Source organism: Koromonas soli (assembly GCF_059726265.1).
Map to the genome: position 1 here is coordinate 2,791,193 of NZ_AP040872.1, position 24,419 is coordinate 2,815,611.

Here is a 24,419-nt window from a genome sequence, read left to right on the forward strand (position 1 = left end):
TAGCTGCTACTTGCGGCCAGCGTAGCCAGCGGTGGACTTGCCGGCGTTATTGTTGGCGCGGTTAATCATTTCCTGCAGTTCATCAGCGTTGGAGGAGCGCATGAGAGCGGTCTCCAAGGTGATGGCCTTCTGCATGTACAAAGTCATGAGCGATTGATTGAACGTCTGCATGCCGTGCTTGTCCTGACCAGACTGCATGGACGAATAAATCTGGTGGATCTTGTCCTCGCGGATCAGGTTGCGGATGGCGGGGTTGGGGACAAGGATCTCCATGGCCATGGCACGGCCCTGACCTCCAGCCTTGGGCAACAAGGCCTGGCAGAGTACGCCCTCAAGCACGAGCGAAAGCTGGGCGCGAATCTGCGGCTGCTGGTGGGCGGGGAAAACGTCGATCACACGATTGATGGTGGACGCCGCCGAATTCGTGTGCAAGGTGCCGAAGGTCAAGTGTCCGGTTTCCGCGATGCGCAGGGCGGACTCGATGGTCTCAAGATCGCGCATTTCGCCGATGAGCACGACGTCGGGATCTTCGCGGAGCGCAGCACGCAAGGCGGCGGAGAATCCCTTGGTGTCCTGATGCACTTCGCGCTGGTTCACGAGGCAATTCTTGTGCGGATGCACAAACTCGATCGGGTCCTCGATGGTGATGATGTGCTCGTGACGCTCGCTGTTGATCTTGTCGATCATGGCGGCGAGCGTGGTGGACTTGCCCGAGCCGGTAGGACCGGTGACGAGAATCAATCCGCGTGGACGGTCGCACAACTTCGACACCACGGGCGGCAGATTAAGCTGCGAAAACGACTTGATCTCGAAGGGAATGACACGGAAGACGGCAGCAACGGCTCCACGCTGATTGAAGATGTTGGCGCGGAAACGGGCGAGTCCCTTGAGTCCGAACGAGAAGTCGAGTTCGAGATCCTCTTCAAAGCGATGCTTCTGAGCATCGGTCATGACGGAATAGGCGAGCTGCTTGGTGTCGGCGGGCGCCAGAGGAGGCATATCCAAAGGCTGGAGATGTCCGTGGACACGCACCTGCGGAGGTGAATTGGTGGTGATGTGAAGATCGCTTCCGCTGAGTTCAAGCAGCTTCTTCAACAGATCGCTGAGTGTTACCGGCATTGCTACTCCGTAGTTTCGTTATGCAGTTGCGACAGCGGGCGCGAGGGTACGCACCCGGAGCACAACGGTTAAAGCACAGTCTCGCGCAGGACCTCGTCCATGGTGGTGAGACCTAGCAGAATTTTGGTGATGCCGCTGCGGCGCAGTGTCATCATGCCGTTCTCGATGGCCTTCTTCTTCAACTCAAGCGAAGACGCGCCGATGAGGATGAGCTCGCGGAGGGAATCGTCGACCTCCATGACCTCGTAGAGCGCGGTGCGGCCCTTGTATCCCGAACCATTGCACTTTTCGCAGCCGCGGCCCTTCATGACTCGGGCGGTGCGGGCTTCCTGCTGGGTGAATCCTGCCTTGAGCAGCACGCTGACAGGAACATCGACGGGCTGGGCGCATCCGGTGCAGACGCGGCGAATGAGGCGCTGTGCCAGGATGAGGTGAATCGAAGTAGCGACAAGGAACGGCTCGATGCCCATGTTCATGAGGCGGGAGACGGTCTCAGGCGCGCCGTTGGTGTGCAGCGTGCTGAGCACAAGGTGTCCGGTGAGCGCGGCCTTGATGGCAATTTCAGCGGTTTCGAAGTCGCGGATTTCGCCGACGAGGATGATGTTGGGATCCTGGCGAAGGAAGGAACGAAGAGCGGCAGCAAAGTTGAGGCCGATCTGCTCCTTCATTTGAACCTGATTGACACCCTGCAACTGGAACTCGACCGGGTCTTCGGCGGTCATGATGTTGGTGTCGGGCTTGTTGAGCAGCGAGATCGCCGAGTACAACGTATTCGTCTTGCCGGAACCGGTGGGGCCGGTGACGAGCACCATGCCGTAGGGCTTGAGGATGGCTTTCTGAAAACGCTCAAGCGACTCGGGCTCGAAACCAAGCTGCGTCATGTCGAGACGCAGGTTGTCCTTGTCGAGCAAGCGCATGACGATCTTTTCGCCCCAGAGCGTGGGCAGTGTGCTGACACGATAGTCGAGCTGGCGGCGACGGCCGTTGATGCGCATGCGCATCATGATGCGACCGTCCTGCGGGAGGCGCTTTTCGCTGATGTCGAGCCGAGCGAGGATCTTGATGCGGGAAATGATGGCATCGCGCAGCTTGAGCGAGGGCTTCATGAGCTCCTGAAGCACACCGTCAACCCGGAGGCGAACGCGGTACTCCTTTTCGTAGGGCTCGAGATGAATGTCGCTGGCTCCGGCCTTGACGGCTTCGCTGAGGATGACGTTGACGACGCGAATGATGTTGACGTCTTCGGCAGCTGCTTCGAGATCGGCAAGCGAAGCTTCCTCACCTTCGAATTCGCCCTCATCGGCATCGAAGTCATCGCTGTAGTCGGCGAGGGGGTCGCCTGCATCGGGATCACGCTCGATGGTGCCTGGTTCGGGCGCGTTGTAGGCGTACTCGATGGCTTCGAGAATGGCGGCTTCATTGCCGACAAGCGGCTCGATGTTGTAGCCGGTAATGAACTTAAGGTCATCAAGGGCGCGATAGTTGGTGGGATCAACCATGGCGACCTGCAAGGATTGACCAACACGTCCGAGAGGCAGGATCTTGTACTTACGCGCGACCTCGATGGAGACCGATTTCACGATCTTGGGGTCGATCACGTAATTATTAGGATCGAATGCTGCGACTAAGGGACCTTTCGGTGGCGTAGCCAAAATCTTTCCTCACTTCAGAAAATCAAAATTGAGGTGGCTGGGAGATGCCGGGCGTAGCAATCCCATAGACGAAGTACGCGCATTTGACCACCGTGAATGCAGAGTAGCAGCTTGACATTAATTGTCAATTACATGGAACTCGGATAGTCATGACGAAGGGACTACAACAGAGCGGCAACCGGACTGAACCTATTCGCTACACTGAACCCGTGAGAAGTGAAACAGCACGGGGAGAGAAGATCCGGCAGATCTTTTTGACCTTGGAATCCGCAATGGGGCGCCAGCACTGGTGGCCAGCTGAGTCCGCTTTCGAGGTCGTAGTGGGCGCATACCTGACCCAGAATACGTCGTGGAAGAACGTGGAGCACGCGATGCGGAACCTGGGGCGGGCAGGAGTGCTCTCAGTGGAGGGGATCAGGCGGACGGGAATCGGGGAACTCGAGGAGCTGGTGAGACCTGCCGGGTACTTCCGGCAGAAAGCGGCACGGCTGAAGCTGTTTGTTGCGCATCTTGACGACCATTATGGCGGCTCGCTGGAAGCGATGTTTCAGGTGCCGACCGAGAAACTGCGCGAGGAACTGCTGGGGATGACGGGGATTGGGCCGGAGACGGCGGACTCGATCCTGCTGTATGCGGCGAACCGCGAGGTGTTCGTTGTGGACACGTACACACGTCGCATCCTGGGGCGGCATGGGCTGATCAAGGAAGGCGTGGGATACGAGGAGATTCGGCTGGCGGTGCAGGAGGCGCTTTCGCAGAGATGCGTCGCTCGGGAACCGGCCGGAGTGAGGGCTTCCCTGCCCCAAGGATTCGCCGTGCATGCGCCCTCGGCGACATCGCAGATGGAGCGGAGCGAGCTGGCGCAGAGATACAACGAATTCCACGCGCTGACCGTGCAGACAGCGAAACACTTTTGCGTGAAGGGAATGCCGCTGTGCGAGGAATGCCCGCTGCGCGGCGTGCTGAGCGGGTTTGGGACGGGAGAGAGTGGCGGAAAAGCCTTTTGATATTTGAGCATCGCTGAGATCCTTCGCCTGCGGCTCAGGATGACACATTTAAAAACAAGAACAAAGGCAAGGAACAACCCCGACATCCTTCGCTGCGCTCAACCATGAGAGTCTCAAATACTTCGCCGGGACGAGCCTGAAATCGAACTCAAGGGATGCGGGGATGGAGTTGCCGGCCTGTTTGGGAGACAAAAAGGAAAGAGTAGATGATGCAGGGTTTTTCTTGACGGACTACTCCAGATATGGAGAAATGATTCATCCCAATTTGGGAGTGCCATGAACGAGACACGAACATTAAGGTTATGCGAGGCGAGGATTGCGCCATATCGTAAGGCGTTGTTGCTTGGCAGCCCTGTCAGGAGATAGGAGTCTGCAATGAAAGCAAAACGCGTCTTGTTCGTGGACGACGAGGCGGGCCTCCGTCTTACCTTTCCCGAGATTCTCAAAGCCAAAGGATTTGAAGTAACAACCGCAGCTACGGTTTCAGAAGCTCTGCGGGAAATTACTACGCAACAATTCGACATTCTGATTTCAGACCTGAATATTGGCGAGCCGGGAGACGGGTTCACTGTGGTAAGCGCGATGCGGCGGACACAGCCGGATTGCATCAACCTGATCATGACGGGCTTCCCTGCCTTTGAAGATGCGCTCTCGGCAATCCAGCGGCAGGTGGATGATTTTGTAGTAAAGCCGGCGAGAGTGGCGGAGCTGGTGAGCAGGATTGAGAAGCTCGCAGAAAAGCCTCCGCACCACGAACGAAAGCGCCCGATCAGGCTGGCAACTCTGATACGAGATAACGTGCAGAGCATCAGTAAGAAGATTCTGCTGAGGATGAAGGTGGATCCTACGCTCGCTTCGGTGCCCCTGAGCGATGACGCACGGATCGATCATCTGCACTCGATGTTGATGGAGATTGCGATTCAACTGGAATCGAACGATCCGGACGAACCTACAGACCAGTCGCTGATTACAAGCTTTATCCATGGCAAGCAGCGGATGCACGAGGGATACAGCATCTCGATGCTGGTAACGGATACGTCGGTGATCGACGAGGTGGTGTATGACGAAGTACGCGAGAGCCTGCTGCTGATGGATACGAGCAATCTGGTGATCGACCTAAAACGATTCAACCTGGCGCTGCAAACACATCTGAAACGCGCGATTCATGCATTCTGGGCAGAGAGCGGGAGTCCGGCGACGAGGATTGATCGCGGGTAGATGCGCAAGTCCAAAGACACCCGGTTTGTGTAGGTTACCTTGGGCGGTAGATGAGATTGTATGGCCTGCTGGGATCCTTCGCCTGCGGCTCAGGATGACACCGCAAGGAACAAAGGCAAAAGCAAACCAGCCTAAGCTCGCGATGCGGGTTTTAGGATGGAGCACCCGGTCGCGAGCATCCAACTGGAAATGATGGGTCGTAGAGCTCTGCCCAGGGCGGGGGAACTGATAGGCGGTGGCGAGCCGGTGTCGAAAACGGCTTGGACGGTCGCACTCGGATTTGCGATTGGGATGTTTCCGCTAGTGGGAGTGACGACGATCGCATGCGCGGCAGTGGCAGGGGTGTTGCGGCTGAGGCAAGCCGCGATCCAGGTGGGGAACTATGCGGCACTGCCGCTGCAGATCATTCTGCTGATTCCATTCCTACGGCTGGGTGAGCAGGTGGCGGGGGCGGAGAGGTTTGTGTTTGACCCACCGGCGCTGCTGCGAGGATTTCCGAATATTCCAGAGTCAACGGCTCGAGCAGTAGTGGTGGCTCAGTGGCACATGATCGAGGGCTGGGCGGTGGTGGCTCCTGCGGCCCTGGTGATTGCGTGGCTGGTTGTGAGGGCGCTACTGAGGAGGAAAGAGCGGTTGGAGATGGTGGATGTGCGCAGGGCGGCGTAGGGGTCTTTCGCCTGCGGCTCAGGATGACACCTCGAGAAACGAAGCAGAAGCAAAGTCAAAAGCAAGTCGGGCGGAAGAGGTATTTGCATTCTTGCGACAGATTGTGTCTTTTCTGCAATAGAATGGCGGGGTAGAGGTTTCGTTGACTACTACTCAGCCAAATCGCTCCCGTAGGCGCAGGCTTTCGTGGCTTGGTGCAGGAATCGCGCTGCTGGTGTTCGTGATCTTCTCGCAGCAGTGGTTCAACCTGAAGTTTCTGCGACCGGATTCGCTAATCCAGACATTTGTATTTGCGGCACTGTCGGCGCTGATCTTTTTGGCGCTGGTGGCGCTGATCTTTGTGCTGTTGCGCACGCTGCTGAAACTGTATCTAGAGCGGCAGGCGGGGGCTGCTGGGTCGCGCTTCCGAAGCAAGATGGTGCTGGGGGCGCTGGTGCTCTCGTTCGGGCCGGTGATCGCCATGTTCCTGTTTGCCTATGGGCTGATGAACAGGTCGATCGACAAGTGGTTTTCGCAGCCGATTGAGGAAGTGCATGGAAGAAGCACGGCTGTCGCCGAATTGCTGAGCAGCTATGCGGGGCAGAATGCGATTGCCGAGGCGCGGGCGATTGCGACCAGTCCGGAGGCGCTCAGGACGTATCACTCTGGGAAATTTGGCACGCTGTTGCAGCAGTTCCGCGAGCATGAGATTACACTGCAGGGCGGGTTTGCGCTGGCGTTCTACAAGGGCGAGATCGAAGCGAGTTATGGCGCGCCTGCTCCGTGGAGCACGCTGCGCAAGTCGATGCCTGACATCGCGAGCGTTCAGAACAAGCCTCGGCAGTTCGCGCTGAACAGTCGGGTTTTCATCCTGGGCGTCGCTCCGGTGGAAGACATTGGGTACGTGGCGGTGGCGCTGCCGCTGCCGGCGAACTACAGCCAGGCGCTCTCGCAACTGGATGAGAGCGAGCGGCACTACCAGGAATTGCGGCGCAATAACAAGCTGATAAGGCAGACCTATATGCAGGCTCTGCTGCTGATCACGTTGCTGGTGCTGTTTGGCACGACGTGGTCGGCGCTGGCGCTGAGCAAGGTGGTGACGCGTCCGGTGACGGCGCTGGCGGAGGGCACGCAGGCGATCTCGGCGGGCAAGCTCGACTATCGCGTGGATGTGAATGCAGGCGACGAGCTGGGGCAGTTGGTGGGCTCGTTCAACACGATGGCCGCCGAGCTGGAGAGCAACAGACGGCAACTCGAAGACGTAAACGCGCGGCTGGATGAACGCAGGCTGCACATGGAAACCATTCTGGAAAGTATTCCGTCGGGAGTGCTTTCGCTGGATGATGCGGGGCAGGTGACACGCGTGAACGCGGCGCTGATTCGCATGTTCAGGCCGAAGGAGGTAACGCAGCCGGGAATACAGAACGGACTGCGGCTGGTGGACCTGTTCCCTGCCGATGCGGACGTGGCGGAAGACATTCGAAGGCTGACGCGCAAGGCCGACCGCATGGGCATGACGACGACGCAGATGGAAATTGCGACCGGCGAAGGAACACTTGAAGTCAGCGTTACGGTGGCTTCGATGGCGGTTCCGCATCAACGTCGGCGGCTGGGATACGTGATCGTATTCGAAGATATGAGCGACCTGCTGAAAGCGCAGAAGCAGGTGGCGTGGCGTGAAGTGGCGCGGAGAGTGGCGCATGAAATCAAGAATCCGCTGACGCCGATTGCACTGTCGGCAGAACGCATCAAGCGGCACATCGACCGCGGACTACGGGGCGATGCGCAGTCGCGCACGATTATTGAAAACTGCACGGACACGATCAGCAGCGCAGTGGAGACGGTACGCAAGCTGGTGGATGAGTTCTCGACTTTGGCGCGATTCCCGCAGTCGCAACCGCATCCGGCGGATTTGAACCGCATTGTGATGAGCGCAATGACGCTGTTTGATGGACGATTGGCAGGGGTGAATGTGCGGCTCAACCTGGCGGAGCACCTGCCGAATGTGATGGCCGATCCGGAGGCGATCAAGCGCGTGGTGGCGAACCTGGTGGACAACGCAGCCGAGAGCATGAAGGACGCGGTGGTGCGCGAGATCTGCATTACGACGACGCTGCTGGATTCGCGCGATGCGGTGGAGATCGAGGTCGCGGATACGGGCGAGGGAGTTTCGGCGGAAACGAAAGAGAAGCTCTTTCTGCCGTACTTCTCAACGAAGGCGCGTGGGACGGGATTGGGGCTGGCGATTGTGGCGCGAATCCTGGAAGACCATAACGCGACGATTCGCGTGGAACAGAATCATCCGGTGGGAACGCGGTTTCTGGTGGAGTTGCCGGTGGCAGGCACCGCCGAGGCGGCGGTGGAAGTCAAGGCCGAAACACGCGAGCAAGCTTAACGAACAGGAAAGGTAAATGATGACGCACATCCTGGTGGTGGATGACGAACCCAGCATTCGCGAGACACTGGGCGGCATTCTGGAAGACGAAGGATATCGCGTGACTCCCGCTGAAGATGGCGAAAGCGGGCTGGCGCTGATGCGGGATCAGCATTTCGATGTCGTACTGCTGGACATCTGGATGCCGCAGATGGATGGGCTGGCCGTGCTGCAAAAGGTGAAAGACCTGGAAGACCGTCCGGAGGTGGTGATGATTTCCGGACACGGCACGGTGGAGACGGCGGTGAAGGCGACGAAGCTGGGCGCTTATGACTTTCTGGAAAAGCCGCTGTCGCTGGACAAGACTCTGATTGTGGTGAAGAACGCGGCAGAGGCGCGCAAGCTGCGCTCGCAAAATCAGGAACTGAAACGGCAGATGTCGCACACGGAAATCGCGGGCGACAGCATTCCGATGAAAGCGCTGAGGCAGCAGATCGCGCTGATGGCTCCGACAAATGGGCGCGTGCTGATATACGGCGAAAGCGGGACGGGCAAGGAGTTGGTGGCAAGAGCGATCCATGCGCAGAGCTTGCGCAAGGATGAAATGTTCGTCGAAGTGAACTGCGCGGCGATTCCGGAAGACCTGATCGAAAGCGAACTGTTTGGGTATTGCAAGGGCGCGTTTCCGGGAGCAGACACGGAGAAGGAAGGCAAGCTGCGCAAGGCAGATGGGGGAACGCTCTTTCTGGATGAAGTAGGCGACATGAGCCTGAAGACGCAGTCAAAAGTGCTGCGCATGTTGGACGAAGGACGATTCGCTCCGGTGGGAATGGAAGAGCCAATCACGGTAAATGTGAGGGTGATTGCCGCAACGAATAAGGACCTGGAAGAGGAGATTGCAAGAGGGAATTTCCGCGAAGACCTGTTCTATCGGCTGAATGTGGTTCCGTTTGTGGTGCCTCCGCTGCGGGAGCGGAAGGAAGATATTGCGGTGCTGGTGAAGCATTTTGTGAAAGAGTTCTCGAGCCAATACAGCCGCAGGACAAAAGAGATTACGGACGAAGCACTCGACGTGCTGACTCGCTACTCGTGGCCGGGAAACGTGCGCGAATTACGCAACGTGATCGAGCGCGTAGTGATTATGAATCCGACGGTGCAGAGGCTGGAGCGTAAGCATCTGCCATCGATGCTGTATCGCGAGGGAACGCGGCGATCGCTGGGTGAATTCACGACACTACACCAGGCACGGGCGGCGTATGAGCGCGACTACATTCTGAAGAAGCTCGATGAGAACAATGGCAATGTGAGCCGCACGGCGGAGGTGCTGGGACTGGAGCGCAGCCATCTGTATCGCAAGATGAAGACGCTGGGGATCGCGGTGAAAGAGTAGCTGACGCAAAACGATAAAGGCCTCGTTCGTGTATGGTGCGCGAAGCGAGGCCTTTTTTATTGCGGCGGAACTTTGTTTGCGGAACTAGGCGGCTTCCTTCTTTTCGTTGGGCAGCCAGGGAATGGCTTTGCTGGCCCAAACGGTGTCGGGATAGCTCCGACGAAGTTCGTCGGCTACCTTGCCGAGAACGGTGTGATCGTTGGTGGCTTGATACTGCGATACGGCACGCCAGTACATGGCTCCGGCAGCGGAGTGCGACTTGCCGTAGCGAGTGACCACATCGTTGTACCAACGCTCGGAATCGTCGTACTTCTTGTGCACGAATGCAATGCGGCCAAGCGCGCTCTCGAGAGCGGCGAGGAAGTCTTCGCGGGTGAGATATCCCTCAAGACGGACTTGCTCATGGCCTTCGCTGTCAAGGACGAGCACGGTGGGCGTCCAGACGGCTCCGAATCGATGGAACCAGGCAGGATGCTCCTTGATGTGGGCTTTGACGGGGATGAAGTTCTTGTGGATGAAGTCAGCGGTGTTCTGATTTTCGTATGATTCGGCATCCAGCCGAGCGCAAGCGCCTCAAGCGGGAGCAGCACTGAAATCGAGCAGGATGGGGCGGTTCTGCTGCTTGGCTTCGGCGAGAGCACCATCGACATCTTTACTCCAATTGATCGCCATGTGGCATCCTCCTGAGAATGAGATGCTCAAAGTTAGCGGAGGATGCGAGTCACGAGCGCAATGTGAGCGCCTCAAGTTTGCGGAGAGTGTCGAGCATCTCGGCCAAACGTGACTTGCCAACCTGATTCTCGAAATCGGCTTGCAGGCGGTCGAAGGCACGAATGACGCGCAGAGCAGATTTTCTACCCTGAGGCTTCAAGGACAACAAGTAGGAACGGGCGTCGGCAGGGTCGATTTCGCGCTGCAGCAGGCCGCGGGCTTCGAGCGAAGAAATACAGTGGCTCACGTTGCCACGAGTGGTGGCGAAGGTTTCGGCTAGTTGCGAGGGCTTGGCTGAGACGGGGGCGTCGAAGAAGATGGCGGCGAGGACAAGTCCCTCAAGAAACGTGAGGCCGTCGGAGGAGAGGGCGTCGGCGGCAAGGGCATCAAAACGGCGTGCGGCACGGTTGATGGCGAACATCGGGCTTTGGCGGAGGAAGGCATCGATGCGCATGGTTCGATTGTACATAATTGAGATTGTCAATTATATGGAATGGGATTGAATCATCGTTGTGGAGGGAGGTACACGCGATGAGAATGAGTTTGAGGTGCACGGGTGGTTGGTGACCTAGGTCGGTGGTTCAGATTTGGGTGGCAGTAGGGATCCTTCGCTACGCTCAGGATGACACCTGCATTTATAGAGGCGAGGAATTATGAAGATTTGGGTATTCATATTGATTTGTTGTTCGGCGGCACTGGGGCAGGGGATGCCGGAGGCGAGTCCGGCGGCGCAAAACAAGATTCCTCGGCACGAGGAGCAGGTAGTGGTGACGGGGAGCTATGACGTGGTTCCGCTGGAGGAGACAGATCGCAGCGTGAGCACCGTGGAGGTGGGGCAGTCGCCCGCGCAGTATCGCAACTGGGCTGATGCGTTGCAGCAGGATTCGTCGCTCGATGTGCGCGAGCGGGCACCGGGAACCTCGGCGGATGTGTCGATACGCGGGGCATCGTTTGGCGAGACATTGATACTTGTCAATGGATTGCGGATCAATGATGTGCAGACGGGCCACAACAATCTGGATATTCCCTTCCCTTTCGAATCGGTCGAGAGGGTGGAGGTGTTGAAAGGTTCGGGCTCGACGCTCTATGGGTCGGACGCGATGGGCGGGGCGGTGAACTTCATTACGCGCGTGCCGCAGACGAGCGAGATCAGGCTGGGCGCGGGGATCGGGAACTTTGGGACGAATCAGCAGAATGGGGCGCTGACCTATGCGCGAGAGAAGTTTGGCGAGCAGTTGACGTTTGTGCGCGAGCTCTCGACGGGATTCATTCCGAATCGCGATTACCGCAACCTGGCGATTGCCTCGGAAACATCGATTACGACGGCGCTGGGGCGCAGCGATGTGCTGCTCGGCATCAGCGATCGGCCTTATGGGGCGCAGGGATTCTATGGGCCGTATCCGAGTTGGGAGCGAGGCAAAGGGTGGCTGGGGGCGTGGACGCAGCCGATAGGAATGCAGACGCTGGCGGACTTTGCGTACCGGCGGCACACGGATGAGTTTGTGCTGTTTCGCGCGCGGCCCTCGGTGTATGAGAACAATCACATCGATGAGTCGTATCAAGGAGCGTTAAGGAGATTTGAGAAAGTCGGCGAGACGATGCGCGTGTATTACGGCGTGGACGCGATGAGGGAGTCGATTGCGAGCACAAACCTGGGACGGCACGTGCGCGATCAGGGTGGATGGTATGCGAGCTTTGATGCCCGGGCTTTGAGACGATTTTCGTTGAACGTGGGCGCGAGAGAAGAGCTGTACACCGGAGGACGGCAGGTGTTCAGTCCGTCGGTGTCGGGAGCGTACTGGGTGAACAGCAGGATGAAGCTGCGGGCATCGGCTTCGCACGCGTTCCGGCTGCCGACCTATACGGATTTGTATTACAGCGATCCGGCGAATATTGGGAATCCGAATCTGAAACCGGAGTCGGCGTGGAGCTTCGAGGGCGGGGTGCAGGTGTCGCTGGCGCGAGGAGTGGTGCTGGAAGCAGATGTGTTTCATCGGCGCGACCGCGACGTGATTGATTATGTGCGCGCGGCGGGATCGACGGGAGCGTACACGGCGGAGAACATCGACAACCTGAACTTTACTGGCGTGGAAGTCGATGTGCGATGCGAGTTGCCGAGGCAACAGAGAATCGCACTGGCATACACGGGAATGCATGGCACGGCAGCGGCGCTGAATGGGCTGCAGTCGAAGTACGTGTTCAACTACCCGGTACACGCGGCGGTGGCGACATGGTGGAGCAGGACGGCGGGATTCGATTCACGATTCAGAGTGGCGGCGCTGCAGAGATTTGAGAGCGGCGCTTATCCACTGGTGGAATGGACAGTCGGGCGCGAGTTTCGGTATGTGAAGCCGTATGTGCAACTGACGAACCTGACGGACACGAAGTATGAAGAAATTCCGGGAGTGCCAATGCCGGGGCGCGGCGTGATCGCGGGCTTGGAATTAAGGTGGCGGGCTAAGTAGAAGATCGCTACATTCGCCAACGGCGGGCGATGTGGACCACCTGCGTAACTCGGCTGTCCGCAATGGGTGTGGGCAGCCTCGTCGAGACTGGTGGCGATGAAGACAGAACATTTCACTAAAGCCAACCTCCCGGTACGCCGACAATGTTGGGATGCGCGTGCTCAGGCGCGTGGAGCTTTGGCTTTCTTCGCCTGAGTCTTGCGCGGTCTGGGCTCGGAACCGTGGTCGTCGGGGTCCTTGCGCGTGAGCACGTCGAGCTGCTTGCGCCAGTCGATGGCTTCATCGACGTCGTTGGCGTTGTCGCGCCAACCCTTGCGAACGCGGACGAAGAGCTCGAGGAACACTTTGACACCGAGGATGCGCTCGATCTGCTGGCGGGCGCGGGTGCCGATGTGCTTGAGCATCGTTCCCTGCTTGCCGATGACAATGGCCTTCTGGCCGTCGCGCTCGACAAAGATAACGGCGGAAATCTTGGTGAGCTTCTTACCCTCTTCGAATCTCTCGACAAGCACGCCACTGGCGTAGGGAACTTCCTGCGCGGTGTTGATGAGGATCTGCTCGCGGATGAGTTCGGCGACGATGAAGCGCTCGGGTTGATCCGTGATCTGATCTTCGGGGAAATACTTGGGGCCTTCGGGAAGAGCATCGACAACGGCGGTGAGCAGTTCGTCTTTGCCGGTTTCTTTTTCGGCGGAGATGGGGATGATCTGCGCGAAATCGTAACGCGCAGACCATTGCTCAATTTCAGGGAGGAGGCGGGCCTTCTCGATGAGATCGATCTTGTTCAGCAGCAGGAAGGTTTTGACCTTGGCGCGCTTAACGATGTCAAGGACGAATTCGTCTCCGGTGCCGAACTTCTGGGTGACATCAACGATGAGAAGGACGAGGTCGCAGCCTTCGAGGGAGTCATAGACCTCCTGCATCATGCGGCGGTTGAGCTGGTCTTCGGGCTTGTGGACGCCGGGGGTATCGACGAGAACGATCTGCCCAGCGGAATGCTTACCGCGACGCTTGACGTTGACGATGCCGGTGATGCGGCTGCGCGTGGTTTGCGCCTTGTGGGTGACGATGGCGAGTTTTTCGCCGACGAGCGAGTTGAGCAGCGTCGATTTGCCCGCGTTGGGGCGGCCGATGATGGTTACGAATCCTGAATGCACTTATAGATGCTATTCCACCGGGCCGTTCTTGGGAATGGGGGACGGCTGTTTGGTGAGCACACGGAGCTTTTCGACACGGCGCGCGGTGGACTCGAGAATCTCGAAGCGGAGATCGCCTTCGTTGACGACTTCGCCGGGTAGAGGGATGTGTCCGGCGATTTCAGTGACGAGGCCGCCGACGGTGGTGGCGTGATGGTCCTCGGGAAGATGCAGGCCAAAGAGCTCTTCGAGGCGGTCGGCATCGAGCGTGCCGAGGACGATGTAGCTGCTGTCGCTCTCGCGCACGACTTCGTTGCGCTGCTCGCCTTCATTGCTGAGCTCGCCAACGATTTCTTCGATGAGGTCTTCGACGGTGACGAGTCCGGCGACGCCGCCGTATTCATCCACGACGATGGCCATGCGGCGGTTCGCGCGCTGCATCTCGTTGAGCAGTTCGTTGGCACGCTTGGTTTCGGGGACAAAGTACACGTCGGATTTCATGAGGCTGCTGGCGATGCGGCGCGGAGCTTCGCTGTCGGCAACTTGAAGAAGATCGCGGGCGGAGATGATGCCGACGATGTGATCGACATCGTTTCGATAGACGGGCAGACGCGAGAATGGATGCTGCGAGAGCAACTGGGTAATCTGCTCGATGGTGGTGTCGGCAGAAACGGCGATAACCGCGGGGCGAGGAGTCATGACGTCGCGCACGGTCTTGTCGCCGAACTCGACAACCGAGTGAATCAGCTCGCGATCACTTTCCTCGAGAATGCCCTCGTCCTGGCCAGCTTCAATGAGTGCATCGACAGCTTCGGAGGGGTGCTCGGGTTCTTCGTCGGCGTTCTCGGGACGGGTGAGAGAGACGACGGACTGGAGGAATCCGAGGAAGAGAGTGAGCGGGAAAACAGCCCAGATGAGCAGGCGCAGAAGCAGCGTGAAGCGGATGAGCCAGCCTCCGCGAGTGCGCGAAAAAAACAGATAGGGCAGAAAGCGGTCGAAGATGAGTACGACAACGACGGCGAAGAACACGGTCTCTGCCAGCTCTTCGGCGTTCCACGCGGGACGCGAAAAAAGCGAGTAGGCCAGCAGGAAGCAGATCGATGCCGTAAGAAGCTGCTCGAGCAGAGCAAAAGACAGAGCGGCGCGATGGTGGTTGAATCCGAGGCGCGGCTCAATGTGGTGCTCGAAGATCTCGATGTTCTCCTGGAACTCGCGCGAAAGGAATTTTCCACTCTCGGTGTAGAGGCGCGAGGCATATGCGCTGATGACGAGCAGTGCGGAAAGCAGGAGAAAAGCAAAAGCGAGGGCCATAGACTACGGCCTTCCCCGGCCAGCGGCGGCAGAGATGGTGCGCGGCTTGCCGGAAGTTTTACGCTTGGCTTTCGCAACCCTGGGAGCGGGTTGCTTGTCGTCCACTGTGCGCTCGATGAGGCCGGCGGGGAGATTCAACTCGGCGCGAAGGCGGCGCTCAAGGCGGAGCATCTGGCCGCGATCAGTCTCGTGGTCGTGTCCGGCGAGGTGCAGCATGCCGTGGAGGATGAGAACCTTGACCTCGGTATGGAGGTCGTGGCCGATCTCAATGGCCTGAGCACGTGCGGTCTGGAGCGAGATGGCGATATCGCCGCCGTCTCCAGAGGGGAAGGAAAGCACGTCGGTGGGCTTGTCCTTGTGGCGGAACTGCGCGTTGAGGCGCTGGATTTCAGCATCGCCGGTGAGCAGGATATTGACTTCACCGGTGAGTCCGGCGACCTTCTGAGCGCGGTTGGCAAAACGTGCGAGGGCCAAGCGGCTCAGGTCTTTCGATTTTCGTCGTTCGAGGATCACGATTCTCAGTTCCGGGCTGCACCCGGATTCCACGGAAAAAGGAAAAGGGGAGAGCACAAGGCTCTCCCGCTATTGTACCGAAACGGCTACTGCTGGACGGTCGTTGTCGGATTTACCTTCTCAGTCATGGGCGTCAGTTCAGCGGCGGTACGCGAAGCATCGTTCTCCAACTGGAGGCTAAGCTGGCGTTCGTCGCGCACCTTAAAATCCTCATAGGCACGAATGATGCGCTGCACGAGGTGATGGCGGACGACATCGTGCTCGTTGAACATCTGGAAGCGAATGCCTTCTACTCCCTGCAACACGCTCATGGCCTCAACCAGACCGCTGCGGCCAGGGTTGGGAAGGTCGATCTGAGTGACGTCGCCGGTAATGACCGCCTTGGAACCAAAGCCGAGGCGAGTGACGAACATCTTCATCTGCTCGCTGGTGGTGTTCTGGGCTTCGTCGAGAATGACAAACGAATCATTGAGAGTGCGGCCACGCATGAACGCGATGGGAGCGATCTCGATGACGTTCTTCTCGAGGAAGCGGTCCACCTTCTCGGGCTCCAACAGGTCGTAAAGCGCGTCGTATAACGGGCGTAGGTAGGGATCGACCTTTTCCTGCAAGGTGCCGGGCAGGAAACCAAGCCGCTCGCCAGCCTCGACCGCGGGACGTGCCAGAATAATGCGCGAAACTTTCTTGGACAACAGGGCCGAAATCGCCATGGCCACGGCAAGATATGTCTTACCGGTTCCGGCGGGTCCAATGCCGAAGACCATGTCGCTCTGCTCAATTGCATCCAGGTACTGCCGCTGATTCAGGCTCTTGGGCTGCACCTGACGTTTGCTGCCAGCAGAGCGCTGCTTGCCTGCCTCGGCAAGCTGACGCAGGGTGACGGCAGGATCGGCAACCAACACGCGCAGCATGGACGTGAGCTCTCCATTGAAGAGATTGTGCCCATGAGAGCGCAGGTAATCAAAGTCGGTGAAAACCTGCTCCACGCGGTCTACATCTTCGGCGGAGCCGTCAATCTGGATGGAATTGGGCTTGAGCTCGACCGTTACGTTCAGTCCGTCCTCAAGCAGATGAAGGTTCTCGTCACGCGTACCGAATAGGGTTTCGACATTGGGACGAAGTTCAATATTTTTCTTCATCTAGAGTTTCGATTCACCTCTGGCGCAGAAATGCGCGGATACGAAGCGCTGAAGCCATTTGAGTTTTTGAGGCGGAGACGCGAGAGTGCGGAGCCAACGGAAATGCCGCTTCGGAATGAAAGCAGTACCATTGGGCAGGAGCGTAACCCCATCGTCGCCCCGAGTCAACAAAAGAAGCGCAGGCGAGGGAGAGAACGCGAATTGGCCGACCACTGGTGCTGCCATCTGTGCCACTTATTAGATGTGGACTGGGGCAAATAGTCGCCTGATGTAGAAGAAATCCAGACCTCAAGGCAAAAACTTAATCGAGAAAATCTACGAAGCTGTCGGTGATCTCGGCGCCATGATTGTTGGCAATGCGGAGAGCTGCGGACTCGACCTGCTTCATCATGCCTTCAAGGTAGTCACGTGAAGGAGAAACGGCAACGACTCCTAACATCGCGGTTTGCCACAGGTCGGAGGGCTCGATCTCGGCAACAGAGACATTGAATCCGGAACGAAGGCGGTCCTTAAGGCTGCGCAAGACCTGACGACGATCCTTGAGCGATTGCGCTGCTTCGATGCGGAGTTCCAGGGTGAGATAAGCGATGGGCATGGCTTGGGCGCCCAGTGTAGAGACAAGCTAGAGGCAAAAGCAAGCGAAGAAACGAAAGGCTTCGCTCAGAGAACGAAGCCTTTGTCCCTGCTGTGGCGATGGTTACTTTGTGACGTTCTTACCGAAGCTGAACGTGGGACCGACGGAAACACGCACGCTGTTGCGCGAGTCCTTGAGGAGATCGCTGTACAGGAACACGTGCACGAACTCGACATCGGCACGCAGGTGGAAGTGCTTGGTCAAATTGTAGTCAGCACCGCCGCCAAGACCATAGAAGTAAGTCGTGTCGTTGGGCTTGGTGCTGTTCAGGATTCCAGCCTGCACCAGTTTCGGAACGATCAGCGTTGCATAAGGCTGGGGCGAGCCCTCGGTTGCATTCAGAGAAATGTTCTCGTGGATGATGCCGATGGAAGGGTGTGCGAAGAATGTGACCTTCTTGAAGTGCCGGTAGGTGACCTGTGGGCCAATGGTGTAGGTCTGGGTGGTGGCATCGAAGGGTACGGACAGCGCACCGGCTACCGTGGGTCCGACGAAACCAGTGAGCGTCGTCTGCAGCGAAGGCTTGAGGTCGCGGGTGACGAGAGAGGCGCGGCCTTCCTGAATGCTGTAATCAACGCCGAAGGCCAGCCAGCGCGTGAGATTGGCGCCGATCTGTGTGTTGAATCCGCGCTGCTGAAGGTTCAGCTTGGGCGAGTTGAGATAGCTAAATCCAGTGAATACGTCGTAACGGCCGACGTAGTCCTGCTGTGCGAAAGCGCCGGTACAAAGGGCAAAAAGCAGCGCTGAAATAATAAAGAGTTTCTTCATTCCTGGGCTCCCCTGATTGCAAATTGAGCTTCCCGATCGTTGCTAGTCATGAAATCGAGAATGAACTCTGAATTTTCTTACTGAATCCTCGGGCATTGCTTAGACCTGCCCGCCGAACTGAATCCTTTATCTCTCAACAAAAAGACTGGATTTGGCAAGCGTTACAAAGCGCTGCTCCTCCAGCTAAAGGCGTATCCACTTCCCCATTCTCAGCAATTCACTCAAAGTAGCTGAATTAAGCGCAGGAATGGTACACCGAACCCGCCACGGCGATCGAGAAAATTGTCACTGAGTACCACATTCACCAAGGTCAAAGGCGGAACTGTACCTTGGGCCGCAAAAATCCCGAACCTCAAAAATGAAATTCGGGACTTTTCACATCGGTCGTAAAGGGTGCCAGTGTCGCCACTGGCACTCGATACGTTTAAGCCAGTTGCGTTGCTACCTTCTCGCTGTGGAAGGCCTCAATAACGTCTCCGACCTTCACATCGTTGTAGTTCTGGATACCGATACCGCACTCCATGCCGTTGCGGACTTCGCTGGCGTCATCCTTGAAACGCTTGAGCGAGGAAACCTTGCCCTTGAAGACAACCACGTTGTCGCGGAGCAACCGCACTTCGGCATCGCGCTTGATGAGACCATCGATCACCTGGCAGCCGGCGATGGTGCCGACCTTGGGGATACGGAAGGTGTCCCTGACCTCGGCGCGGCCAAGGTAGGTTTCCTTGATGGTCGGATCGAGCAGTCCGGTCATCGCCTTCTTAATTTCATCCTGCAATTCGTAGATGATCGAGTGGAGACGGATATCGACCTTCTCCTGCTCGGCCATTTCCTGCGCCTTGCGTTCAGGACGAACGTTGAAGCCGATGATGATGGCGTTCGACGCAGCAGCCAGCAGAACATCGCTCTCGGTGATGGCGCCGACAGAGTAGCGCAGCACATTGATGCGAACCTGTTCGTTGGAGAGCTTGGTCAGCAGGTCGTTGATGACCTCGACCGAACCCTGCACGTCACCCTTGAGAATGATGTCGAGCTGCTTGGTACCTTCGTTCTTGATCTTCTGCGCCAGACCCTCCAGCGAAACGCGGGCGGTCTTGGCCAGCACGGCTTCACGCGCCTTGGCTTCGCGGTAATCGGCGATTTCGCGGGCCTTCTCGCGCTCGGCCACGACCACGAACTGATCGCCTGCCTGCGGCAGACCTTCGAGTCCGAGGATCTCGACCGGGGTCGAGGGACCAGCCTCTTCGATGGAACGTCCACGATCGTCAAACATGGCGCGAACCTTGCCGAAGATGTTGCCCACGACGAAGTTTTCGCCAGCGTGAAGGGTGCCGTTATCGATGAGGACGGTAGCAACCGGGCCGCGTCCACGATCAAGCTTGGCTTCGAGTACGCTGCCGGTAGCGAGGCGCTCGGGCGTGGCCTTGAGCTCCTTCATGTCAGCCACGAGGCAGATCATTTCGAGAACCTGGTTGAGGTTCGTGTGCTTCTTGGCCGAAACGTCCACAAAGATGGTGTCGCCGCCCCAGTCTTCCGGGAGCAGGCCACGGTCGGCCAACTGCTTCTTCACACGATCAGGCTGCGCGTCAGGCTTATCGATCTTGTTGACCGCGACGATCAGCGGAACGTTGGCGGCCTTGGCGTGATCGATGGCCTCAATGGTCTGTGGCATGACACCGTCATCGGCTGCAACGACCAGCACGACAATGTCGGTCACCTTGGCACCGCGAGCACGCATGCGGGTGAACGCTTCGTGGCCCGGGGTATCGAGGAAGACGATCTCGCGCCCCAAGGCAGGCGAGTTTGGATCGGTGATCTTCACCTTGTAAGCGCCGATGTGCTGGGTGATGCCGCCAGCTTCGCCTTCGGCAACGTTGGTGGAGCGAATCGCGTCGAGCAGGCTGGTTTTGCCGTGGTCGACGTGGCCCATGATGGTGACTACCGGAGGACGGGTAACGGTGTTGAACACCGCTTCGTTCTCCTGCTCGATGGCCTGTGCATCGTATTCCTGCTGAATCTGGTCTTCAAAGCTGATGACCGAGCTCTCGGCACCGAAATGGCGAGCCATGTCGCGAGCAAGCTCTTCACTGAGCGTCTGGTTGATGGTGGCGAATACGCCACGAGCCAGCAGGCGCGCGATGAGATCCTTGGCGCGGATTTCGAGCTTTTCTGCCAAATCCTTTACGCTGACACCCTCGGAGATGGTGATATTCCGAGTAATCGGCATGGGCTCATTGCTGAGCGACAGCCGTGGTGGCGGCGTGAAACCCTTCATCGGCCCTTCCTGCTTGCCGCGAGGAGCCTGATAACGCTGTCCGGGACGGCGGGAAGGCGCACCAGCACGAGCTCCGGGACGCGGAGCAGTGCCTGGAGGCGGAGCTCCGGCAGCAGGACCTAAGAGGCCGCCTGGACGTCCGGGACCACCAGGACGCGCACCCATGCCGGGACGTCCGCCCATGGGAGGACGACCGCCAGGAGTCGGCGCACTGCGAGTCGGGTGCATGGGACGACGCTCGCCAGGACGGAACGGCGGACGCGAGCCAGGTGCTCCCTGAGCTCCGGCCGGACCTTGTCCGGGACGAGGACGCTGGAAAATGGGCTGTCCGCGCACGGGCAGACCGGTGCGGTTACCCATGGAGGACGGCGGCTGCGGCGCGCGAGGTGGCGGCGGTGGCGGCGCGGTGTAAACCGGACGCGGCCCCGTCTGCGGCACGATCATGCGGCGCGGCGGAGGTGCAGGCTGGCCGGGCAGCGGCGGACGTGTAGAGCCGGGAGCGTTCTGAACCGGCTTTGCAGGCGCCTGTTTCGCCGGAGCGCCAGGAGCTGTGACCGACGCGGCGGGCGCAGGTTCGGCCTCCTTGGCGGGCGGTGCAGCGGGAGCCTTGGCGTTGCCATCCGAAGGCGGCGCGGCCGTAACTGGAGCCGGTGTGGAAGGTGCTGCCGCGGCGGGCGCAGCCGGGGCTGGCGCGGCCGGAGCCTTTTCGGGCTCGGCGGTCTCGACTGCCGTTGGCTTGGCCGGAGCCTCGGTCACGCGCTCAGCGGGAGGAGCCGCAGGCGTCGCGGATGCAACCGGAGCCTCGGGAACCTCAACCGCAGGAGTAACGGGAGCCTTGGGCGGTTCGACACGAGCATGATGCGCGCGCTGCGCGACCGATTCCGGCGTGACGAGGCGCGGAGCGCGCTCGGGGGTCGGAGGTGCGGCAGGCGGCGTCGCCTGGGCAGCCGGAGGTACAACCTTCGGCGCCGTCGGCTTGTTGACAATCGCCTTGGGCGGCGCGGGCGGAGGAGCAACCGGAGGCTTCACGGTGGTTGCAGCCTTCTCAGCCTGCTCCTTGCGCGCCAAAATTGCTTTCAGAGCGTCGCCGGGCTTGGAGATCTTGGAGAGATCGATCTTGGGACGGAACTCTTCTCCGCCGGTGCGATGACGGGCCGATGCACCGCTGATCTCATGGAAATATTTGCGTACCCTGTCGGCTTCATCGGCTTCCACGGAGCTGGAATGGGTCTTCTTCTCCGTGACGCCCACCTTAACGAGCACGTCGAGAATCTGTTTGCTTTTAACTTCCAGCTCGCGAGCCAGATCGTTGATTCGAATCTTCATCCGCCGTTCATTTCCTTATGCCACGCCGGTCTCCACCTGCCCGGATTCGGTGTGGCTGCGCGTGAGCGCGATACATCTACTGGAGATGTCTTGATTGAAGACATCCATGCTGCGTTTGCCTGGACACTCGGCGAACCGGCCCAGGAACTGCTTCCCAAAACAACCGCAGGCGTGGCCCGAAAGCCACACCCAAAAACCTATTTATTCGCCGGGTCGGCGTGCTCACCCGGGTGCTCCTCGTGCGTTTCTTCCAATGAAGCTGTCTCTTCAGCCTGCGCCTCTGCCTGCTCATCGGAAGCGTTTGCATCCGGAGCTTCAACCTCGGACTCGGCAGCAAGCATCGGGTCCGAAGGATACTCAACATCAACAGCTTCAGCTTCGGCCTCGGCTGCGGGCGCCTGCTGGGCATCAAGCCGCAAGAAGTAGTTGTTGACCGCAACCGAAATCTTTTCGACCGTCTCCGGACCGATACCGGGAATGGCTTCTAGTTCCTCGGGAGTCATGTCGGCCAGCGACTCGACGGTGCTGATGCCGGCTTCGGTCAGCTTCTCAAGAACCGGTTCGCTCAACTCGTCGCCAATCTGATCAAGCGAGGTCGATGTGCCGCCGACCAGCGAATTCATCTGCTGCTCGACTTCCTGACGCTTCTCTTCTTCGCTCTTGATGTCGATCTTCCAGCCGAGAAGCTTGGCGGCCAGACGAACGTTCTGCCCCTTCTTGCCGATGGCAAGCGAGAGCTGGGTGTCGTCAACGATGACCTCGAGATGCTTGTCCTGACTGCTCACAATGGAAACCCTGGAGACCTTGGCAGGTTGCAGTGCCTTTTCGGCAAAGACCACGGGGTCCTCGTGATATTCGATGATGTCGATCTTCTCGCCGCGCAGTTCGCGAATGATGGACTGCACGCGCATGCCTTTCATGCCAACACAGGCGCCAACGGCGTCCACATCCTTATCGCGCGACATGACGGCGATCTTGGTACGCTCGCCGGCTTCACGGGCAATGGCACGAATGACGACGGTGTTGTCGTAGATTTCCGGCACTTCGGTCTGGAACAGGTTGATCACCAGTTCCGGAGCGGCGCGCGAAACAATAACACCAGGTCCCTTGGTCGCCTTCTCGACGCGAACAATGACGACGCGAACGCGCTCGCCGACAGCGAAGGACTCTAGCTTGGACTGCTCCTTGCGCGGCATGCGAGCCTCGGCCTTGCTCAACTCGAAGATGTAGTCCGGGCCTTCGATGCGCTTGACGGTCGCGTTCACAACCTCATTGACGCGGCTGTGATACTCGTTGAATACCGTGTCACGCTCGGCCTCGCGCACCTTCTGGAAGATGACCTGCTTGGCGAGTTGGGCGGCAATGCGGCCCAAACCTTCAATGGATTTTTCCTGCAAAAGCTCGCCGCCGACAACGGCGTCTTCGCTGATCTTGAGCGCCTCTTCGAGCGAGATCTGAATCTGAGGGTCCTCGATGTCGTCTTCGCTGGGAAGGATCTCCTTCACGGAGTAGGCGCGGATGGCACCGGTCTCGCGATCAAGGACGGCACGGAGGCTTTCCTGAGTCTTATAGAACTTGCGCGTGGCGACAACAATGGCATCCTCAACAGCGGAGACGACGATCTCGGGATCGATTCCCTTCTCGCGGCTCAACGCGTCGATCACGTTATAAAGTTCACTTGCCATAATTTCCTGCCACCTCAACGTATGCGGGGCACGGCCCCGGTTGTATTCTTCCCTGCCCCGGCCTCGCACCGGAATCAGCTTGTTGGATGTTGCACGCGGTCACCACCGCGCTGAGTGGAACGACTGCGAAACTAAAACTCGGGTACCAGGCTGGCTTTCTCGACGTTGGTGAAAGGCACGACGATGACGCCGCCCCCCTGAGTCTTGGCCTTCTTGCGGCTGGCGACCTGATCCAGATCGACCGTAAGCTGGCCGTCGGCAAAACTTACCAGGCGTCCCTCAAAATGACGATTGCCATTCAGCAAGTCGCGGGTGCTGAACTTTACGAGACTGCCCGTGAACTGCGAAAAATGCTCCGGACGAAACAACTTGCGGTCGAGTCCGGGAGAGGAAACCTCGAGCAGATACGCACCGCCCGGCACCGCTTCTTCGACATCGAAGATGGTCGATACCTCGCGGCTGTAATCGGCACAGTCTTCATGCGTTACGCCTTCGGGTTTGTCGATATAGATGCGCAGGGTGCGATTTGCACCGCTTCCCTTCATCTCCAGATCCCATACGATCAGACCGTTGGACTGGGCGACTCTCTCGGCAATCTCACGAACTTTATCGAACGCAAAAGCCATGCTTAAATTCAGGACTCCGCAGCGAACTTACGCTGCCAACTGTGAACGACCGTAGCTCCCCTTTACAGGCCTGACGGCTGCCTGCCTTCGCCAACGTCGCAAATGGACAGGGGTTTGAAACCAGGACGCGGACCAGAAAAGGTTCCGCCGCTGCTCTCATCCGGCCCTACCCGAGGGCACAGAGGGATACCACCCGCAGCTACCACCTAAGAGTATAGCGCTGGTTCTATAGGGATTACAACCAAGGCCGACAGACTATACAGAATCCATCACCTGGAAGCCGCCTAAGGTGAAGCGCAACCGAATCCGAGAAATTTGATATTCGCAAGGTGGAAAAAGATTCAGGCAAGCTAATCATCCCCCGGCCACTGAATAGAATCGAAACTGATGTCCCACTCACACGGAGTATGCCGAGTTTTGCGCTT

Annotated in this window: 19 protein-coding genes; 6 read left to right on the top strand and 13 right to left on the bottom strand. The window is 58.5% G+C overall.

The annotated features are described in order from the left end of the window. Positions 1-6: 6 nt before the first annotated feature. Both AC6IY8_RS12250 and pilB read right to left on the bottom strand, forming a co-directional pair. Positions 7-1,119, bottom strand: a complete 1,113-nt coding sequence (locus AC6IY8_RS12250; protein WP_497774774.1) for a type IV pilus twitching motility protein PilT — start codon at positions 1,117-1,119, stop codon at positions 7-9. 68 nt (positions 1,120-1,187) lie between these two features. Then, positions 1,188-2,771, bottom strand: coding sequence for a type IV-A pilus assembly ATPase PilB (gene pilB / locus AC6IY8_RS12255; protein WP_497774775.1), 1,584 nt, complete (start codon positions 2,769-2,771; stop codon positions 1,188-1,190). 254 nt (positions 2,772-3,025) lie between these two features. On the opposite strand from pilB, the gene AC6IY8_RS12260 reads away from it, so the two are divergent. The 5 genes from AC6IY8_RS12260 to AC6IY8_RS12280 all read left to right on the top strand — a co-directional run bounded on the left by AC6IY8_RS12260 (position 3,026) and on the right by AC6IY8_RS12280 (position 9,405). Further along, entirely contained in the window at positions 3,026-3,778 is a 753-nt protein-coding gene (locus tag AC6IY8_RS12260; protein ID WP_497774776.1) for an endonuclease III domain-containing protein, read from the top strand. Positions 3,779-4,153: 375 nt separating this feature from the next. Further along, entirely contained in the window at positions 4,154-4,996 is an 843-nt protein-coding gene (locus tag AC6IY8_RS12265; protein ID WP_497774777.1) for a response regulator, read from the top strand. A 189-nt stretch (positions 4,997-5,185) separates the two neighbouring features. Continuing rightward, positions 5,186-5,662 (top strand): DUF2062 domain-containing protein, encoded by a 477-nt coding sequence (locus AC6IY8_RS12270; RefSeq protein WP_497774778.1) that lies wholly within the window; start codon positions 5,186-5,188, stop codon positions 5,660-5,662. 142 nt (positions 5,663-5,804) lie between these two features. Next, entirely contained in the window at positions 5,805-8,036 is a 2,232-nt protein-coding gene (locus tag AC6IY8_RS12275) for a sensor histidine kinase (protein WP_497774779.1), read from the top strand. A 19-nt stretch (positions 8,037-8,055) separates the two neighbouring features. Further along, entirely contained in the window at positions 8,056-9,405 is a 1,350-nt protein-coding gene (locus AC6IY8_RS12280; RefSeq protein WP_497778628.1) for a sigma-54-dependent transcriptional regulator, read from the top strand. Between the two features lie 84 nt (positions 9,406-9,489). Here the strand turns inward: AC6IY8_RS12280 and AC6IY8_RS12285 are convergent, their stop codons facing one another. Both AC6IY8_RS12285 and AC6IY8_RS12290 read right to left on the bottom strand, forming a co-directional pair. Next, positions 9,490-9,963, bottom strand: a complete 474-nt coding sequence (locus AC6IY8_RS12285; protein ID WP_497778629.1) for a thioredoxin fold domain-containing protein — start codon at positions 9,961-9,963, stop codon at positions 9,490-9,492. 163 nt (positions 9,964-10,126) lie between these two features. After that, the gene (locus AC6IY8_RS12290; RefSeq protein WP_497774780.1) at positions 10,127-10,585 is read right to left on the bottom strand and encodes a MarR family winged helix-turn-helix transcriptional regulator; all 459 of its coding nucleotides are present in this window, start codon (positions 10,583-10,585) and stop codon (positions 10,127-10,129) included. Positions 10,586-10,769: 184 nt separating this feature from the next. On the opposite strand from AC6IY8_RS12290, the gene AC6IY8_RS12295 reads away from it, so the two are divergent. Next, on the top strand, positions 10,770-12,581 hold the full coding sequence (locus AC6IY8_RS12295; RefSeq protein ID WP_497774781.1) for a TonB-dependent receptor plug domain-containing protein: 1,812 nt from the start codon (positions 10,770-10,772) through the stop codon (positions 12,579-12,581). 161 nt (positions 12,582-12,742) lie between these two features. On the opposite strand, the gene era is transcribed toward AC6IY8_RS12295, so the two are convergent. The 9 genes from era to rimP form a co-directional block, all read right to left on the bottom strand. Further along, positions 12,743-13,738: a GTPase Era gene (gene era, locus AC6IY8_RS12300; protein WP_497774782.1), complete on the bottom strand. Its 996-nt coding sequence runs from the start codon at positions 13,736-13,738 to the stop codon at positions 12,743-12,745. Between the two features lie 9 nt (positions 13,739-13,747). Continuing rightward, complete coding sequence (locus AC6IY8_RS12305) at positions 13,748-15,028, bottom strand: hemolysin family protein (protein WP_497774783.1); 1,281 nt, start codon at positions 15,026-15,028, stop codon at positions 13,748-13,750. A gap of 3 nt (positions 15,029-15,031) precedes the next feature. Then, entirely contained in the window at positions 15,032-15,541 is a 510-nt protein-coding gene (gene ybeY, locus AC6IY8_RS12310) for an rRNA maturation RNase YbeY (RefSeq protein WP_497774785.1), read from the bottom strand. 86 nt (positions 15,542-15,627) lie between these two features. After that, positions 15,628-16,680, bottom strand: a complete 1,053-nt coding sequence (locus AC6IY8_RS12315) for a PhoH family protein (RefSeq protein ID WP_497774786.1) — start codon at positions 16,678-16,680, stop codon at positions 15,628-15,630. 301 nt (positions 16,681-16,981) lie between these two features. Then, positions 16,982-17,275, bottom strand: a complete 294-nt coding sequence (locus tag AC6IY8_RS12320) for a DUF503 domain-containing protein (RefSeq protein WP_497774787.1) — start codon at positions 17,273-17,275, stop codon at positions 16,982-16,984. Between the two features lie 102 nt (positions 17,276-17,377). After that, positions 17,378-18,082, bottom strand: coding sequence for an outer membrane beta-barrel protein (locus tag AC6IY8_RS12325; RefSeq protein ID WP_497774788.1), 705 nt, complete (start codon positions 18,080-18,082; stop codon positions 17,378-17,380). A 424-nt stretch (positions 18,083-18,506) separates the two neighbouring features. After that, positions 18,507-21,683, bottom strand: a complete 3,177-nt coding sequence (infB, locus tag AC6IY8_RS12330) for a translation initiation factor IF-2 (protein WP_497774789.1) — start codon at positions 21,681-21,683, stop codon at positions 18,507-18,509. A gap of 197 nt (positions 21,684-21,880) precedes the next feature. Continuing rightward, positions 21,881-23,368 (bottom strand): transcription termination factor NusA, encoded by a 1,488-nt coding sequence (nusA, locus tag AC6IY8_RS12335; protein WP_497774790.1) that lies wholly within the window; start codon positions 23,366-23,368, stop codon positions 21,881-21,883. A 131-nt stretch (positions 23,369-23,499) separates the two neighbouring features. Next, complete coding sequence (rimP, locus tag AC6IY8_RS12340) at positions 23,500-23,994, bottom strand: ribosome maturation factor RimP (RefSeq protein WP_497774791.1); 495 nt, start codon at positions 23,992-23,994, stop codon at positions 23,500-23,502. Positions 23,995-24,419 lie beyond the last annotated feature (425 nt).